Source organism: Pseudomonas sp. Irchel s3a10, from assembly GCF_900187525.1.
Taxonomy (GTDB): domain Bacteria; phylum Pseudomonadota; class Gammaproteobacteria; order Pseudomonadales; family Pseudomonadaceae; genus Aquipseudomonas; species Aquipseudomonas koreensis_G.
Map to the genome: position 1 here is coordinate 238,011 of NZ_FYDR01000001.1, position 13,719 is coordinate 251,729.

The window sequence follows — 13,719 nt, forward strand, 5'->3', positions numbered from 1 at the left end:
GATGATGTTGGCTGACTTGACGCCTTCGCGAGCAAGCCCGCTCCCACAGGAGGTTGTATTCCAGGCAGTTGCTGCACGCTGTTTTGAGGTCGCGAGATATACAGTCGATCTTTGCCCCCCACAAAACCCATGTGGGAGTGGGCTTGCTCACGAAAGCGGTGTGTCATTCAACGATGATGTTGGCTGACTTGACGCCTTCGCGAGCAAGCCCGCTCCCACAGGAGGTTGTATTCCAGGCAGTTGCTGCACGCTGTTTTGAGGTCGCGAGATATACAGTCGATCTTTGCCCCCCACAAAAGGGCACCTGTTTTTCAGGGACATCGTGGCATACTGCCGCGCATGACTTTCGACTCCCCCCTTAGCGCCTGGCAACACGCGATCGAGCACAAGGGTTTCATCCAGGATGAAGCCCAGGAGCACGCGGTCTGGGCTTTGCAAAAGTGCCATGAAGCCTTGCACACCGGTGCCCGTTCGGTCACTGGCGTGTACTTGTGGGGCCCGGTGGGGCGCGGCAAGACCTGGTTGATGGATCAGTTCTATCAGAGCCTGCGGGTACCGGCCCGACGGCAGCACTTTCATCATTTCATGGGGTGGGTGCACCAGCGCTCGTTCCAGTTGACCGGGATCGCCGATCCGCTGCGGGCGCTGGCCAAAGAGCTGGCGGCGGAAGTGCGGGTGCTGTGTTTCGATGAGTTGTTCGTCAATGACATCGGCGACGCGATCATCCTCGGTCGGCTGTTTCAGGTGATGTTCGACGAAGGCGTGGTGGTGGTCTGCACCTCCAACTTGCCGCCGGATGAACTGTATGCCGATGGCTTCAACCGCGACCGGTTTGTCCCGGCGATTGCCGCGATCAAGGCGCATATGCAAGTGGTGGCGGTGAACGGCGCCGAGGATCATCGCCTGCATCCGGGCGCGGGTCTGCAGCGGTATTTTGTCGCGACGCCGCGGCAGGACAGTGCGCTGCAGCAAGTGTTCCAGTCGCTCAGCGCCGGGCAACCCGCCAGCGCGGAGCCGGTGCCCGTCGGCCATCGCCTATTGAACGTGGTGCAGGCCAGCGAATCGGTGCTCTGGTGCCGCTACGCCGATCTCTGCGAGCAACCGTTTGCCGCGATGGACTTCATCGCACTGTGCGACAGCTATCGGTCTATTCTGTTGAGCGACGTGCCGAACCTCAGCGCGCAGAAACGCGAAGGGCGCATCGCTCGCGGCACGGAGGACGGCTCGGCGCAGGTGGTGGCCGGCGACCGTGAGTTGCCGCAACTGTCGGTGCACGACGACGGCGTGCGTCGCTTTATTGCCTTGGTCGACGAGTGCTACGACCGTAAAGTCCCGCTGTACATTGAGGCGCAGGTGCCGATGAACGCGCTGTACACCGAGGGTTATCTGGAGTTCCCGTTCCGGCGTACCCTCAGCCGTTTGCAGGAGATGCAGCTGCAGCGTTTTGCCGAATCCTGAGCGAAGAGGGCGCGAGTATGAGCCAACCGCTGTCGCATCATTTACTGACCATGGCCTACCAGAACGCGTGGGCCAATCATCGCCTGGGCAAAGCCTGGAATCAGCTCGACGCCACTGAGCTGGCGGCGCCGCGAACGAGCTTTTTTCCGAGCATTCGCCTCACCCTCAATCACATCCTGACGTGCGACTGGTTCTACGTCGATGCACTGGAACGCGAGTTGCGCGGTGACGAGCCGCATCCCGACTGCTATGTGTTTTTCAACCATGACGAGCCATTTACCGAGGCCGCAGCACTGGGTGACGAGCAGGCGCATGTGGATCGGCGCTTGATCGCCTACTGCGAACAACTGCGCGATGCCGATCTGGGGCGGATCGTCACCATCGCCCGGGAAACGCCGCAGCATGACAGTCGCTTGCGTATGCTTTCGCACCTGTTCGAGCATCAGATCCATCACCGGGGGCAGGTGCATGCGATGCTCAGCGCGACCTCGGTAAAACCGCCGCAACTGGATGAGTTTTTCTGCGTCGGCGAGAGCGGGTTGCGTGCTCAGGATTTTGCCGAGTTGGGCTGGACGGAAGAGCTGATCTGGGGGCGTTGATGTTTGAAAGTCAAAAGATCGCAGCCTGCGGCAGCTCCTACAAGTATTGTGGCGTCGCCTGAAAACAGTGATCCGACGATCTTTTGAATTCTCGGGTTGTGGCCCGCAACATCCTCGCGGTAAGGTCGAGCAGCCTTTCAGGTGCGCACCTTGCTCGCCGGGGCCATGATCGGGGATGGAAATGGATTCCGCAGAAATTCTTGTGCTGCAAGCCAGTTACAGCAATCCAGTGCATGCCGAGGCCATCGGCATCGTGCTCAATCACTACGCAGAAGATCCCATGGGCGGCGGCCATTCGCTTGACCCCGAGCTGCTGCGCCGCCTGCCTGAAGAACTGGCCCGCAGGCCTCACGCGTTCAGCGTGCTGGCGTTCGTCGGTGGTGAGCCGGCGGGGCTGGTGAACTGCTTTGAAGGCTTCTCGACGTTTGCCTGCAAGCCGCTGGTCAACGTCCATGACGTCGCGGTGATTTCGAAATTTCGCGGCCTCGGCCTGAGCCAGAAAATGCTGCGCAAGGTCGAGGAGATTTCCCGCCAGCGCGGCTGCTGCAAGATCACCCTGGAAGTGCTCGAAGGCAACGAGGTGGCACAGAACTCCTACCGCAAGTTCGGCTTCGCCCCCGGCATGTTCGACCCGGAACATGGCCGCATGCTGTTCTGGATCAAGGATCTGCAGGCATAAAAAAAGGCGCCCCGGACAGGGCGCCCAACTGTCGTCTCCGAGGCCAGAGCGGAGCCATCGGAGGTCCATCGGTTGCTCGGTGAATCAGTTGCGATAAGTCTCGGTGACTTGCGCGGTCTGATCGTCCGGAACCTTCAGTTCCGTGGCTTTGCTGTCGGTCGGCTGTTCGCTTGGCGCTTGATGGACCGGGAAGTTGTCGTAGTAATGCCGCATGCGTTCGGCGCCGCCCTCGGCAAAGGCGCTGGCGGAACCGAGGGCGAGGAGCCCGGCGAGAATGATGGTAGTGGTTTTCATGGTGCCTCCTACTGAAAAACGTGGGAGCCGTTCGTCCATGAAGCAGATCTCGGGGCACAGTGTCCCGTCGGGGAATTAACTCGGGGTTAACAGCAGTGGTGAGGGGATTGGTGACGCATTGCGCGTCACCTTGCGAGTGGGGCCGCTTCGCGACCCATCGGGGATGAATCCCCTCACTACAGGGGTTTTGTTTGAACCGGTGCGCTCAGAGTTTCCAGTCCAGGCTCAGCGTCACTGTGCGCGGGTCGCCCCAGTACACGCCGTTGTAGAAGCCGACGTTGTCGTAATACTTCTTGTCGAACAGGTTATCGACGTTCAGCGATGCCGATAGATGCCTGTCGAATTCATAGCGCGACATCAGCTTGACCACGGTGTAGGCCTCTTGATTGATCCGCGACCGCTCGGTGATGATCCTGCCGTTGGCGCCGCGCCCGACCGGGCGGTTGGCCGCGCCGTAGACATCGCTCTGCCAGTTCACCGCGCCACCGACGGTCAGTGCGTGCCAGTTGCCCGGCAGGCGATAGGCCGTGGACAGCCGCAGCATGTTCAGTGGTTGAGCGGTGTTGCTGCGCTGTTTTGCGCCGTCGACTGAGTGGGTGTAGGTGTAGCCGGCGGTCATGTTCCAGCCGCTGAGAATTTCGCCGGACACTTCGGCCTCGAAGCCATTGACCTTGTTACCCTTGCCGCCGGACTTGAAAAACTCCTCGCCGCTCACCGGGTCGGGCGGTACCGAGTTGTCGCGCTCGGCGACGTTGTCCTGCTTGCTCCAGAACACTGCCGTCGCCAGGTTCAGGCGTTCGTCGAGCAGGCTGCCCTTGAGCCCGACTTCGTAGTTGCTGCCAACCACCGGATCGAGGTAATTGCGGTTGCTGTCGCGGCTACTCTGCGGTTTGAAAATGTCGGTGTAGCTGGCGTAAACCGTGTACTCCGGCGTCAGGTCGTAAAGCAGGCCGGCGTAGGGTGTCCAGATATCATTCTGGCGTTGATGGGTAGCATCGGTGCTGGTCAGTTTTTGCTGCGCGTCATAGTAGTAATCGGTGCTGGATTCGTCCCAGCTGCCATAGCGGCTGCCGAGTACCGCATGCAGCTCATCAGTCAGGCTCAGACGTGTCGCGAGATAACCGGCTTTCTGCCGGGTGATGCCTCGCGCGCCCGGCAGGCTGGTGACAGTGTCGGCGAATTTGCCGATATCGCCCATGTATTTCCAGTCGCGGATCTTGCTGTAGTCGGCGGCTTGCGCAGCGTTGAAAGCATGGGGCGAAGTCGAGCGGTTTTCCGCCTCGCCATAGCCGAACATCATCTCGTGTTCGCGGCCGAACAACTGGTACGGCCCTGACAGGTTGAAGTCGTAGACGGCCATTTTCTGCGTGCCGAGCATGTGTCCCATGTAGGCCGTCATGCCGCTGCGGTCGTCTTCGGGATAACCGGCGCCGCCGTAATAGACCTTGCCGTCGGTATCGCTTTCGCGGTGGGTGTAGGCGGCCTTCAGCTTCCAGCCGTAACCCAGTTGCTGGTCAAGGGTGACGAACGCGGTCTTGTCCTTCAGCGGCCAGGAACTCCAGGACGTCGCCATGTTCGTCGACCGCCCGAGGCCGGCCTTGCTGCCGTCGGCGTTCCAGTACGGCACGGTGCCCCAGGAGGTGCCCTGAACCTGCTTGTCCTGATAGTCGTAGCCGACGGCAAGCACGGTGGAGTCGGTCAGGTCAGCTTCGAGAATGCCGTAGCCGACCTCGCGTTGCAGCGCGTATTTGTCGCGGAACGACTGGCTGTCGCGATAGGCCAGCACCGTGCGCCCGCGCAGCCGACCATCGAAGGCCAGCGGCCCGCCGACATCGACATAGCTGTAGTAATTGTCGTAACTGCCACCGCTGACCCCGGCCAGGGCTTGCCACTGAGCAGTCGGGCGTTTGCGCACCATGTTGATCGTCGCTGAAGGATCGCCGGCACCTGTGGTCAGGCCGGTAGCGCCGCGTACGACTTCGATGCGATCGTAGATGATGGTGTCCGAATCCGACTTCATGCGCCCGAAGGTATTGAGCATCCCGTCGATCTGGAAATTGTTGATCGGGTAGCCACGCGCCGAATAGCTGACCCGATCCGAATCGTTGTGCTGCACGACGATGCCGGTGGTCTGGCGCATGGCTTCGGATAATGTACCGAGCTTGAAATCATCCATTTGCTGGCGCGTGACCACCGACACCGATTGCGGGGTTTCCTTGATCGACAGGTTCAGCCGCGTCGCGGTGCTCATCGCGCCAGTGGTGTAGGAATCAGTGTTTTCGGTGTTGAGGCCGAGGCCTTCGGCGCTGACACTGGTGGCGCCCAGTTCCAGCGCCTGGGCGGCGGATTGTGGCGCTGTTTCAGGATCGGTTTCAGCCAGCAGATCGGGACTCAACGCCATGCTGAACAAGCCGACAGTCAGGGTCATGGAACGGGTAATGGGCGCGAACATCGCAGCCGACTCCTTGTCTTCGAGGGAAAAAATCCGTTGGTTCAAAGACGAGGTGCAGGCCGGCGATTTAGTCGCAAACAAGAAATATTATTATTTGGAGATGTTTCCCGACTTCGCCGAGACGGGCGAAAAGCTTCTCACGGCGCTTGCCCAATAGACGGCGGCGGGTATGCTGTTGGCCTGCCGAGGAGATAGCAATGGCCTACGATTTTGACCTTTATGTGATTGGTGCCGGTTCCGGCGGTGTACGTGCAGCGCGCTTCGCCGCCGGTTTCGGTGCGAAAGTGGCGGTGGCCGAGAGCCGTTACCTGGGCGGCACCTGCGTCAACGTCGGCTGCGTGCCGAAGAAACTGCTGGTGTACGGCGCGCATTTCGCCGAAGACTTCGAACAGTCGTCCGGTTTCGGCTGGAGTCTGGGCGAAGCGAATTTCGACTGGGCGACCCTGATTGCCAACAAGGATCGCGAGATCAATCGCCTCAACGGCATTTATCGCAACCTGCTGGTCAACAGTGGTGTGACCCTGCACGAAGCCCACGCGAAGATCGTCGGCCCACACGAGGTCGAGGTCAACGGTGAGCGCTTTACTGCGAAAAATATTCTGATCGCCACCGGTGGCTGGCCGCAGATTCCGGAAATTCCGGGGCACGAACACGCGATCAGCTCCAATCAGGCGTTCTTCCTCAAAGAGCTGCCGAAACGGGTGCTGGTGGTCGGTGGTGGTTACATCGCGGTCGAGTTCGCCGGGATTTTCCATGGCCTGGGCGCGAACACCACGCTGCTGTATCGCGGTGATCTGTTCCTGCGTGGTTTCGATGGCTCGGTGCGCAAGCATCTGCAGGAAGAACTGACCAAGCGCGGCATGGATCTGCAGTTCAACGCCGACATCGCGCGCATCGACAAACAGCCAGACGGCAGCCTCAAGGCAACCCTCAAGGATGGCCGCGTGCTGGAAGCCGACTGCGTGTTCTACGCCACAGGCCGGCGTCCGATGCTGGACAACCTGGGGCTGGAAAACACCGATGTGCAGCTCACCGACAAGGGCTTCATCAAGGTCGACGAGCAATACCAGACCAGCGAACCGTCGATTCTGGCGCTGGGTGATGTGATCGGTCGGGTGCAACTGACGCCAGTGGCACTGGCCGAAGGCATGGCGGTGGCGCGGCGCTTGTTCAAGCCTGAGCAATACCGTCCGGTGGATTACAAGATGATCCCGACGGCAGTGTTCAGTCTGCCGAATATCGGCACTGTCGGCCTGACTGAAGAGGAAGCGCGGGAGGCGGGTCACGAGGTGGTGATTTACGAGAGCCGCTTCCGCCCGATGAAGCTGACGCTGACCGAATGCCAGGAGAAAACCCTGATGAAGCTGGTGGTCGACGGCAAGACCGACAAAGTCCTCGGTTGCCACATGGTCGGTCCAGACGCGGGGGAGATCGTTCAGGGGCTGGCGATCGCGCTGAAGGCTGGCGCGACCAAGCATGACTTCGACGACACGATCGGGGTGCACCCGACGGCCGCCGAAGAGTTCGTGACCATGCGTACGCCGGTCGGCGCTTAAGCGTCCTTCGCTTTGGCTGTGTCTGGCGCTGCCGCAACGGTAGCCGCCAGACGCAGGCTGTCTTCGAGGCTGGCCTGAGTCTTGGTCAGTTCCTTTTCCAGTGACTGATTGAGCTGCCGCTGTTCGTCGGCATCCTGTTTCAGCGTCTGACTTTCCAGCAGGGCCACGCGCAGGCGTTCCTGGAGGAGGGTGCGTTCGTTGTCGACGCGAGTCGCTTGTTCCAGCAACTGATCCTGACGCTGGTTGCTGTGCTTGAGCTGATCCTGCATCAGACTCAGCTCGCGCTGAGTGCCGCGGTTTTCCGTGAGCAGGCGTTCGTTGTCGCGATGCAACTGAGTGATCTCGTCCTGACGCACCAGTGCACTTTGTTGCGCCTGGCGCAATTCCATCTGCAACTGCTGCAGCTGTCCTTCGTGACGGGCCTGTTCCTGCTCGCGCTGCTCTTTGGTGGCGTTGCGGTAATGCTCAAGCGCATCGCGGGCGTGCAGGTGTTTCTCTTCCAGCGAGCGGATCTGCTCGTCCTTGTCCTGCAGGCGCAACTCGAAATCGGCAAGCGCCTGATTGAGTCCGGCGTTGCGGGTTTGTTCGGTCTGCAGCATCGAACGGGTTTCTTTCAGCGCCTCGGATTCCTTGGCCAGCGCCGCGCCTTGAATGTCGTGCTGTTGTTCCAGTTGCTCAAGTGCCTGGCGCACCTGCTTGAGTTCCGCTTCCAGGGTTTCGCGCTGCTCTTCGAACTGCTCGCGCGCTTGTTCGATCGGCTCTTGCGCCTGTTCTTTCAGGCGCTGGGCGAGACGCGAGACCAGTGCGGTCAGCTCGTCATTGATCGGTTCTGCGGACGCTTCGACCGGTTGGCTGCCGTCATCCAGCTCTTTCAGATAGCGATGGATCGTGGTTTTCGAACCGGTGTTGCCCAGTTCGATGCGTACTGCATCGATGCTGGGGTGTTCGCCTCGGGCCAGAATCGCTGCGCGCGCGATCTGCACCACTGCTTTGTTTACGCCACCACGGGCCATGTGAACTCCTACCATTACGTACTGTGGTACATGCCACTAAAGTACGCAGTGTACCACGCTGAAAATAAAGTTAAATGCTTGAATAATCACAGGCGGGATATACTGGTATTACCCAATGTCAGACCCCTGAATCGGTTTTTTCATCCAGCAATCAGTACGCCTGCGAGAACATTGCCCATGAGCGAGATCGATCGCTACCTGCAAGCCGCCACCCGTGACAACACCCGCCGCAGCTATCGCTCGGCGATCGAACATTTCGAAGTGAAGTGGGGCGGCTTCCTGCCAGCGACCGCCGACAGCGTGGCGCGGTATCTGGTCGAGCATGCCGGCGTGCTGTCGATCAACACGCTGAAACTGCGGCTGTCAGCGCTGGCGCAGTGGCACAACAGTCAGGGTTTTGCCGATCCGACCAAGGCGCCGGTGGTGCGCAAAGTATTTAAAGGCATTCGCGCACTGCATCCGGCGCAGGAAAAACAGGCCGAACCGTTGCAATTGCACGATCTGCAGCAAGTGGTCGACTGGCTGGAGCAGGAAGCCAGTAGCGCCAGGCAGAATCAGGATCGTCCGCAGTTGCTCAAGGCCTATCGCGATCGGGCGCTGATTCTGCTGGGCTTCTGGCGGGGCTTCCGCAGTGACGAGTTGTGCCGTCTGCAGATCGAGCATGTGCAAGCGCACTCCGGCAGCGGCATCACCCTCTACCTGCCGCGCAGCAAGGGCGATCGCGACAATCTCGGGCAGACGTATCAGGCGCCGGCGCTGCTCAAGCTGTGCCCGGTGCAGGCTTATATCGACTGGATCACCGAGGCAGCGCTGGTGCGCGGCCCGGTGTTTCGCGGCGTTGACCGCTGGGGCCATCTGAGCGAGGAGGGCTTGCACGCCAACAGCATCATTCCGCTGCTGCGTCAGGCGCTGGAGCGCGCCGGCATCCCGGCCGAGCGTTACACCAGCCATTCCCTGCGCCGCGGCTTCGCTACCTGGGCGCACCAAAGCGGTTGGGATCTGAAATCACTGATGAGTTACGTCGGCTGGAAGGATATGAAGTCAGCCATGCGCTATGTTGAAGCCAGCCCCTTTCACGGGATGGCTCGGATTACGGATAAACCGGCTTCGTCGTAGATGGTTTTCTTCTATTAATAGAGTCTGCTAATAGCGAAAACAAATCAGCAGCATCAGGTTTGCCAATGAGCCATCCGTCGAGTGAGTGGGTAGGATTCACCCATCGAATTCACAACCCTGACGGAGAGTCATCAATGCCTATCATCAACAGCCAAGTAAAACCGTTCAAAGCTACCGCGTTCAAAAACGGCGACTTCGTACAAGTCTCGGACGCTGACCTGAAAGGCAAATGGTCCGTAGTGTTCTTCTACCCAGCCGACTTCACTTTCGTGTGCCCAACCGAGCTGGAAGACCTGGCCGATAACTACGCTGCGTTCCAGAAACTGGGCGTGGAAATCTACAGCGTTTCGACCGACACCCACTTTGCCCACGCTGCCTGGCACAACACTTCGCCAGCCATCGGCAAAATCGAATACACCATGATCGGCGACCCGACCCACGTCATCTCCCGCAACTTCGACGTGCTGATCGAAGAAGCTGGCCTGGCTGACCGTGGCACCTTCGTGATCAACCCTGAAGGCCAGATCAAAATCGTTGAACTGAACGATGGCGGCGTTGGCCGTGACGCTTCCGAGCTGCTGCGCAAGATCAAGGCTGCTCAGTACGTTGCTGCTCACCCAGGCGAAGTTTGCCCAGCCAAGTGGAAAGAAGGCGAGGCTACTCTGGCTCCGTCCCTGGACCTGGTCGGCAAGATCTGAGTCTGTGAGACACGCAACACAGGGCGGGACTCCGCACCTACTTCAGTAAGCTGCACCGCCCATTGAAAAAGCCCGGGCGAGATTCGCTCGGGCTTTTTTTCGCCTCGAATAAAGACACAGGAGATCGCCCGTATGTTGGACGCCAATCTTAAAGCCCAGTTGAAATCGTACCTGGAACGGGTCACCCAGCCGATCGAGATCGTTGCTTCCCTCGACGACGGTGCGAAATCCCGGGAAATGCTTGACCTGCTCAAAGACGTTGCCAGTCTTTCGAGCCAAATTACTTTGATCGACAGCGGCACCGATGCCCGCAAGCCGTCGTTCTCGATCAATCGCCCAGGTGCAGACATCAGCCTGCGTTTCGCCGGCATCCCGATGGGCCATGAATTCACATCGTTGGTGCTGGCCCTGTTGCAAGTCGGCGGCCACCCATCGAAAGCCAGTGCCGACGTGATCGAACAGATCCGCTCGCTCAAAGGTGAGTTCAGCTTCGAAACCTACTTCTCGCTGTCGTGCCAGAACTGCCCGGACGTGGTCCAGGCGTTGAACCTGATGGCGGTGCTGAATCCGAATATCCGTCACGTCGCCATCGACGGCGCGCTGTTCCAGGACGAAGTCAACGATCGCAAGATCATGGCCGTACCGAGCATCTACCTCAACGGTGAAAACTTCGGTCAGGGTCGCATGGGCCTGGAAGAAATCCTCGCCAAACTCGATACCGGCGCCATCGAGCGTCAGGCCGAGAAAATCAGCGCGAAAGAAGCTTTTGACGTGCTGGTGGTCGGCGGTGGCCCGGCCGGTGCTTCGGCTGCGATTTATGCGGCACGTAAGGGCATCCGCACCGGTGTTGCGGCTGAGCGCTTCGGCGGTCAGGTGCTGGACACCATGGCCATCGAAAACTTCATTTCCGTGCAGGAAACCGAAGGCCCGAAACTGGCCACGGCGCTGGAAGAACACGTCAAGCAGTACGACGTCGATATCATGAACCTGCAGCGCGCCGACAAGCTGATTCCCGGCAAGAATGGCGAGTTGCACGAAGTCCATTTCGCCAGCGGTGCGACCCTGAAAGCCAAGAGCGTGATCCTGGCGACCGGCGCACGCTGGCGTGAAATGAACGTGCCGGGCGAACAGGAATACCGTAACAAGGGCGTGGCGTACTGTCCGCACTGCGACGGTCCGCTGTTCAAAGGCAAGCGCGTGGCGGTGATCGGTGGCGGTAACTCCGGCGTGGAAGCGGCCATCGACCTGGCCGGTATCGTTTCCCACGTGACGCTGCTGGAGTTCGACGTGCAACTGCGTGCCGACGCGGTACTGCAACGCAAACTGCACAGCCTGCCGAACGTCACCGTGATCACCAGTGCGCAAACCACTGAAGTCACTGGCAACGGCGAGAAGGTCAACGGCCTGCGCTACAAGGATCGCAATACTGACGAACTGCGTAGCGTCGAACTGGAAGGGATTTTCGTGCAGATCGGTCTGCTGCCGAACACCGACTGGCTCAAGGGCTCCATCGAGCTGTCGCCGCGCGGTGAAATCATCGTCGACAACCGTGGCGAGACGTCGATCCCGGGGATCTTCGCGGCCGGTGACGTCACCACTGTGCCGTACAAGCAGATCGTGATTGCAGTGGGCGAGGGCGCCAAGGCTTCCCTCAGCGCGTTCGATCACTTGATCCGCACTTCGGCGCCGGCGTAAAACGGCAGTCGCTGAAATGAAAAAACCCATGAGCGATCATGGGTTTTTTTATGCCTGCCACAATCCAATTGTAGGAGTGAGCCTGCTCGCGATGGCGGCTGCACATTCAAAACATCATGGCCTGACACACCGCTATCGCGAGCAGGCTCACTCCTACAGAAGAAATTTGCAGTCAGTTACAGCGGCGCAGGCTGAATGATTTCAACCCAGTAGCCATCCGGGTCCTTGATGAACGCCAGGCTTTTCATGCGGCCATCGGTCAGGCGCTTCTGGAAATCACAGCCCAGCTCTTCAAAACGTGCGCACGCGGCAACGATGTCCGGCACCGAGATGCAGATATGACCGAACCCGCGCGGGTCGGTATTGCCGTTGTGGTAGGCGAAGTCGGCGTCGTTTTCGGTGCCGTGGTTGTGGGTCAGTTCCAGAATGCCGGGAATCGACTTCATCCACTCGGTGCGGGCAGCGGCGTCGGCCGGGATCTGTGCCTTGTCGACCAGCGCGAGGAAGTACAGGCTGAATTCGGCTTCCGGGAAATCACGCTTCTCGACCAGCGAGAAGCCCAGTACGCGGGTGTAGAAGTCCAGCGATTTGGTGATGTCCTTCACACGCAGCATGGTGTGGTTGAAGACGAAGTTGCGGGTTGCGCTGTCTGGAGTGGCGGTGACGCCAGGGAAAGTGTTCAGTTCGTGCAGGCTCATAGGCCCTCCGTAACAATGGGGCGAGTGAATGGGCGCAATGATACGCATGCGGGGCGACATCGCCAAACCGAATGCGCGGCTTGCTCTGTGGGCTGCCGGGCCTCAGACTTTGCTGCTCAATCTGCGAGTGCCTCTGGTAATGATCCGACCGTTCAAAGCGCTGTTCGTTTGCCTTTTCTCATCGCTGCTTGCCGTTCCGGCGCTGGCGGATCAGCCCAGTATCACCTGGCCTGCAGGCTGGGAAGTGGAGGCGCTGCCTGATCAAGCCCCTCAGGTTTCGCGCCAGCGCGCGGTGAAAAACGATGCTGACGGCAATCAGGTGATGGTGATGGAGTTGACCATGAGCCAGGTTGAGGCAGGACATCAGGTCAATGTGCGGGGTGTCCTGCTGGAAATGCGCAAGTCTATTCAGAAAGACTTCTTCCAGGGCGGCTATCAAAGTGTTTGCAACAAGGTCCACCCGGCGACGCTCGGCTCTTTGGCTGCGCTGGAAACCACCTGCACGATCACTGAAAACGGCCGACATGTGTTGTCGCAAACATTGGTCGCAGCGGCCTCGGCGGGTAAGGCTTATGTACTTTCCTGCGCGGGTCGGGCGGAGGTTTATAAGGCCAGCACTGACGAAATAGAAGCGGTGAGAAACAGCTTGAAACTTTAAGTGGCTGTTCGCTCTCTGGCAGGATTAGATACCCGAAGGAATTAAGCACAAAGTTTAGCAGCGGTTACAGCTGCAACATCCCGGCGCAAATTGTTTGGCCTCACGTCTTGTGGGTGTTAAAGCGAATTGATAACTAGCGCGGGGGAAATCGTTGCTTTTGTTAGATATTGTCGAAAAAAAAGCCCTGCATACAGCAGGGCTTGTTTATTGACGCAAGATTAACCGCGCAACCAGGAATCGACGGTGGCAGCACCGTACTGTTCCTTCCAGGCTTTCAGGCCGCGGTGGTTGCCGCCCTTGGTTTCGATCAGTTCACCGGTGTGCGGGTTGTGATAGACCTTGACCACGCGAGCGCGGCGGGTTTTCGGTGCGGCAGATACTTGCAGGCCGGACTTGGACGGGTTCGGATCGAGGATGGCGATGATATCTTTCAGGCCTTTGCCATAGGTTTTCATCAGCCCCTGGAGCTTTTCTTCGAATTCGATTTCTTTCTTGAGCCCGGCATCGTTCTTCAGCGATTCCAACTGCTTGAGCTGTTCCTGAAGGGCCTTTTCAGCTGCACGAAATTCAGCGAGTCTGGACAATATCTTTACTCCAATAGTGTGTTTGGCTGATACCAACCGCAAACAAAGCTATAAGCCAAGAGCCTTGAAGCGACTCGGTGATAATGGCTCACCTGCCAATCTTGCACAGGCTGAAAAAATTGTAGTAGTTAATGCGCCAAGAGTAAATCCTGATCTTGTCGTCATGTAACAACAGTGGTGTTTTGTATCAATTTGGTGCGTCCGGTCGCAGCGCCGGGC

Annotated in this window: 15 protein-coding genes; 10 read left to right on the plus strand and 5 right to left on the minus strand. The window is 59.1% G+C overall.

Going from position 1 to position 13,719, the window contains the following annotated elements:
• The first annotated feature begins 339 nt into the window (after positions 1–339).
• The 3 genes from zapE to CKW11_RS01115 all read left to right on the plus strand — a co-directional run bounded on the left by zapE (position 340) and on the right by CKW11_RS01115 (position 2,736).
• Positions 340–1,458: a cell division protein ZapE gene (gene zapE, locus CKW11_RS01105; protein ID WP_095135664.1), complete on the plus strand. Its 1,119-nt coding sequence runs from the start codon at positions 340–342 to the stop codon at positions 1,456–1,458.
• Positions 1,459–1,475: 17 nt separating this feature from the next.
• Entirely contained in the window at positions 1,476–2,057 is a 582-nt protein-coding gene (locus CKW11_RS01110) for a DinB family protein (RefSeq protein ID WP_095135666.1), read from the plus strand.
• A 181-nt stretch (positions 2,058–2,238) separates the two neighbouring features.
• Positions 2,239–2,736, plus strand: coding sequence for a GNAT family N-acetyltransferase (locus tag CKW11_RS01115; protein ID WP_095136747.1), 498 nt, complete (start codon positions 2,239–2,241; stop codon positions 2,734–2,736).
• An 84-nt stretch (positions 2,737–2,820) separates the two neighbouring features.
• Here the strand turns inward: CKW11_RS01115 and CKW11_RS01120 are convergent, their stop codons facing one another.
• Positions 2,821–3,030: a hypothetical protein gene (locus CKW11_RS01120; RefSeq protein ID WP_095135668.1), complete on the minus strand. Its 210-nt coding sequence runs from the start codon at positions 3,028–3,030 to the stop codon at positions 2,821–2,823.
• A 205-nt stretch (positions 3,031–3,235) separates the two neighbouring features.
• A complete protein-coding gene (locus CKW11_RS01125) occupies positions 3,236–5,482 on the minus strand; it encodes a TonB-dependent siderophore receptor (protein ID WP_095135670.1) in 2,247 nt (748 codons plus the stop codon).
• Here CKW11_RS01125 and CKW11_RS28545 point away from each other — a divergent pair.
• Together CKW11_RS28545 and gorA are read left to right on the plus strand one after the other, a co-directional pair.
• Positions 5,469–5,639: a hypothetical protein gene (locus CKW11_RS28545; protein WP_159974156.1), complete on the plus strand. Its 171-nt coding sequence runs from the start codon at positions 5,469–5,471 to the stop codon at positions 5,637–5,639. The genes CKW11_RS01125 and CKW11_RS28545 overlap by 14 nt on opposite strands.
• 40 nt (positions 5,640–5,679) lie before the next feature.
• Positions 5,680–7,038 (plus strand): glutathione-disulfide reductase, encoded by a 1,359-nt coding sequence (gorA, locus tag CKW11_RS01130; RefSeq protein WP_095135672.1) that lies wholly within the window; start codon positions 5,680–5,682, stop codon positions 7,036–7,038.
• Here gorA and CKW11_RS01135 read toward each other — a convergent pair.
• Positions 7,035–8,051 (minus strand): DNA-binding protein, encoded by a 1,017-nt coding sequence (locus tag CKW11_RS01135; protein WP_041067144.1) that lies wholly within the window; start codon positions 8,049–8,051, stop codon positions 7,035–7,037. The two genes, gorA and CKW11_RS01135, sit on opposite strands and share 4 nt — an antisense overlap.
• A 177-nt stretch (positions 8,052–8,228) precedes the next feature.
• Between CKW11_RS01135 and CKW11_RS01140 the strand changes: the two genes are divergently transcribed.
• From CKW11_RS01140 to CKW11_RS27405, 4 genes are all read left to right on the plus strand, one after another.
• On the plus strand, positions 8,229–9,167 hold the full coding sequence (locus CKW11_RS01140; RefSeq protein WP_095135674.1) for a site-specific integrase: 939 nt from the start codon (positions 8,229–8,231) through the stop codon (positions 9,165–9,167).
• 134 nt (positions 9,168–9,301) lie between these two features.
• Complete coding sequence (gene ahpC, locus CKW11_RS01145) at positions 9,302–9,865, plus strand: alkyl hydroperoxide reductase subunit C (RefSeq protein WP_003224621.1); 564 nt, start codon at positions 9,302–9,304, stop codon at positions 9,863–9,865.
• Positions 9,866–9,997: 132 nt separating this feature from the next.
• Entirely contained in the window at positions 9,998–11,560 is a 1,563-nt protein-coding gene (gene ahpF / locus CKW11_RS01150; RefSeq protein WP_095135676.1) for an alkyl hydroperoxide reductase subunit F, read from the plus strand.
• A gap of 16 nt (positions 11,561–11,576) precedes the next feature.
• Positions 11,577–11,759 carry a hypothetical protein gene (locus CKW11_RS27405; RefSeq protein ID WP_143499875.1) on the plus strand — a complete coding sequence of 61 codons (183 nt, stop codon included), beginning with the start codon at positions 11,577–11,579 and terminating at the stop codon, positions 11,757–11,759.
• Here the strand turns inward: CKW11_RS27405 and gloA are convergent.
• Positions 11,737–12,258, minus strand: a complete 522-nt coding sequence (gene gloA, locus CKW11_RS01155; protein WP_007963339.1) for a lactoylglutathione lyase — start codon at positions 12,256–12,258, stop codon at positions 11,737–11,739. The genes CKW11_RS27405 and gloA overlap by 23 nt on opposite strands.
• 139 nt (positions 12,259–12,397) lie before the next feature.
• Here gloA and CKW11_RS01160 point away from each other — a divergent pair, with 139 nt between their 5' ends.
• Positions 12,398–12,916 carry a DUF4946 domain-containing protein gene (locus CKW11_RS01160; RefSeq protein ID WP_095136748.1) on the plus strand — a complete coding sequence of 173 codons (519 nt, stop codon included), beginning with the start codon at positions 12,398–12,400 and terminating at the stop codon, positions 12,914–12,916.
• Between the two features lie 218 nt (positions 12,917–13,134).
• Here CKW11_RS01160 and CKW11_RS01165 read toward each other — a convergent pair whose 3' ends face one another.
• On the minus strand, positions 13,135–13,500 hold the full coding sequence (locus tag CKW11_RS01165) for a histone-like nucleoid-structuring protein, MvaT/MvaU family (RefSeq protein ID WP_095135678.1): 366 nt from the start codon (positions 13,498–13,500) through the stop codon (positions 13,135–13,137).
• Positions 13,501–13,719: the final 219 nt, after the last annotated feature.

Excerpts from the sequence above, each read along its gene's own strand:
- gorA (WP_095135672.1), top strand. The coding sequence starts at position 5,680 with ATGGCCTACGATTTTGACCTTTATGTGATTGGTGCCGGTTCCGGCGGT.
- CKW11_RS01115 (WP_095136747.1), top strand. The coding sequence starts at position 2,239 with ATGGATTCCGCAGAAATTCTTGTGCTGCAAGCCAGTTACAGCAATCCA.
- CKW11_RS27405 (WP_143499875.1), top strand. The coding sequence starts at position 11,577 with ATGAAAAAACCCATGAGCGATCATGGGTTTTTTTATGCCTGCCACAAT.
- zapE (WP_095135664.1), top strand. The coding sequence starts at position 340 with ATGACTTTCGACTCCCCCCTTAGCGCCTGGCAACACGCGATCGAGCAC.
- CKW11_RS01110 (WP_095135666.1), top strand. The coding sequence starts at position 1,476 with ATGAGCCAACCGCTGTCGCATCATTTACTGACCATGGCCTACCAGAAC.
- CKW11_RS01125 (WP_095135670.1), bottom strand. The coding sequence starts at position 5,482 with ATGTTCGCGCCCATTACCCGTTCCATGACCCTGACTGTCGGCTTGTTC.
- CKW11_RS01120 (WP_095135668.1), bottom strand. The coding sequence starts at position 3,030 with ATGAAAACCACTACCATCATTCTCGCCGGGCTCCTCGCCCTCGGTTCC.
- CKW11_RS01160 (WP_095136748.1), top strand. The coding sequence starts at position 12,398 with ATGATCCGACCGTTCAAAGCGCTGTTCGTTTGCCTTTTCTCATCGCTG.
- ahpF (WP_095135676.1), top strand. The coding sequence starts at position 9,998 with ATGTTGGACGCCAATCTTAAAGCCCAGTTGAAATCGTACCTGGAACGG.
- CKW11_RS01135 (WP_041067144.1), bottom strand. The coding sequence starts at position 8,051 with ATGGCCCGTGGTGGCGTAAACAAAGCAGTGGTGCAGATCGCGCGCGCA.
- CKW11_RS01140 (WP_095135674.1), top strand. The coding sequence starts at position 8,229 with ATGAGCGAGATCGATCGCTACCTGCAAGCCGCCACCCGTGACAACACC.
- CKW11_RS28545 (WP_159974156.1), top strand. The coding sequence starts at position 5,469 with ATGGGCGCGAACATCGCAGCCGACTCCTTGTCTTCGAGGGAAAAAATC.
- ahpC (WP_003224621.1), top strand. The coding sequence starts at position 9,302 with ATGCCTATCATCAACAGCCAAGTAAAACCGTTCAAAGCTACCGCGTTC.
- gloA (WP_007963339.1), bottom strand. The coding sequence starts at position 12,258 with ATGAGCCTGCACGAACTGAACACTTTCCCTGGCGTCACCGCCACTCCA.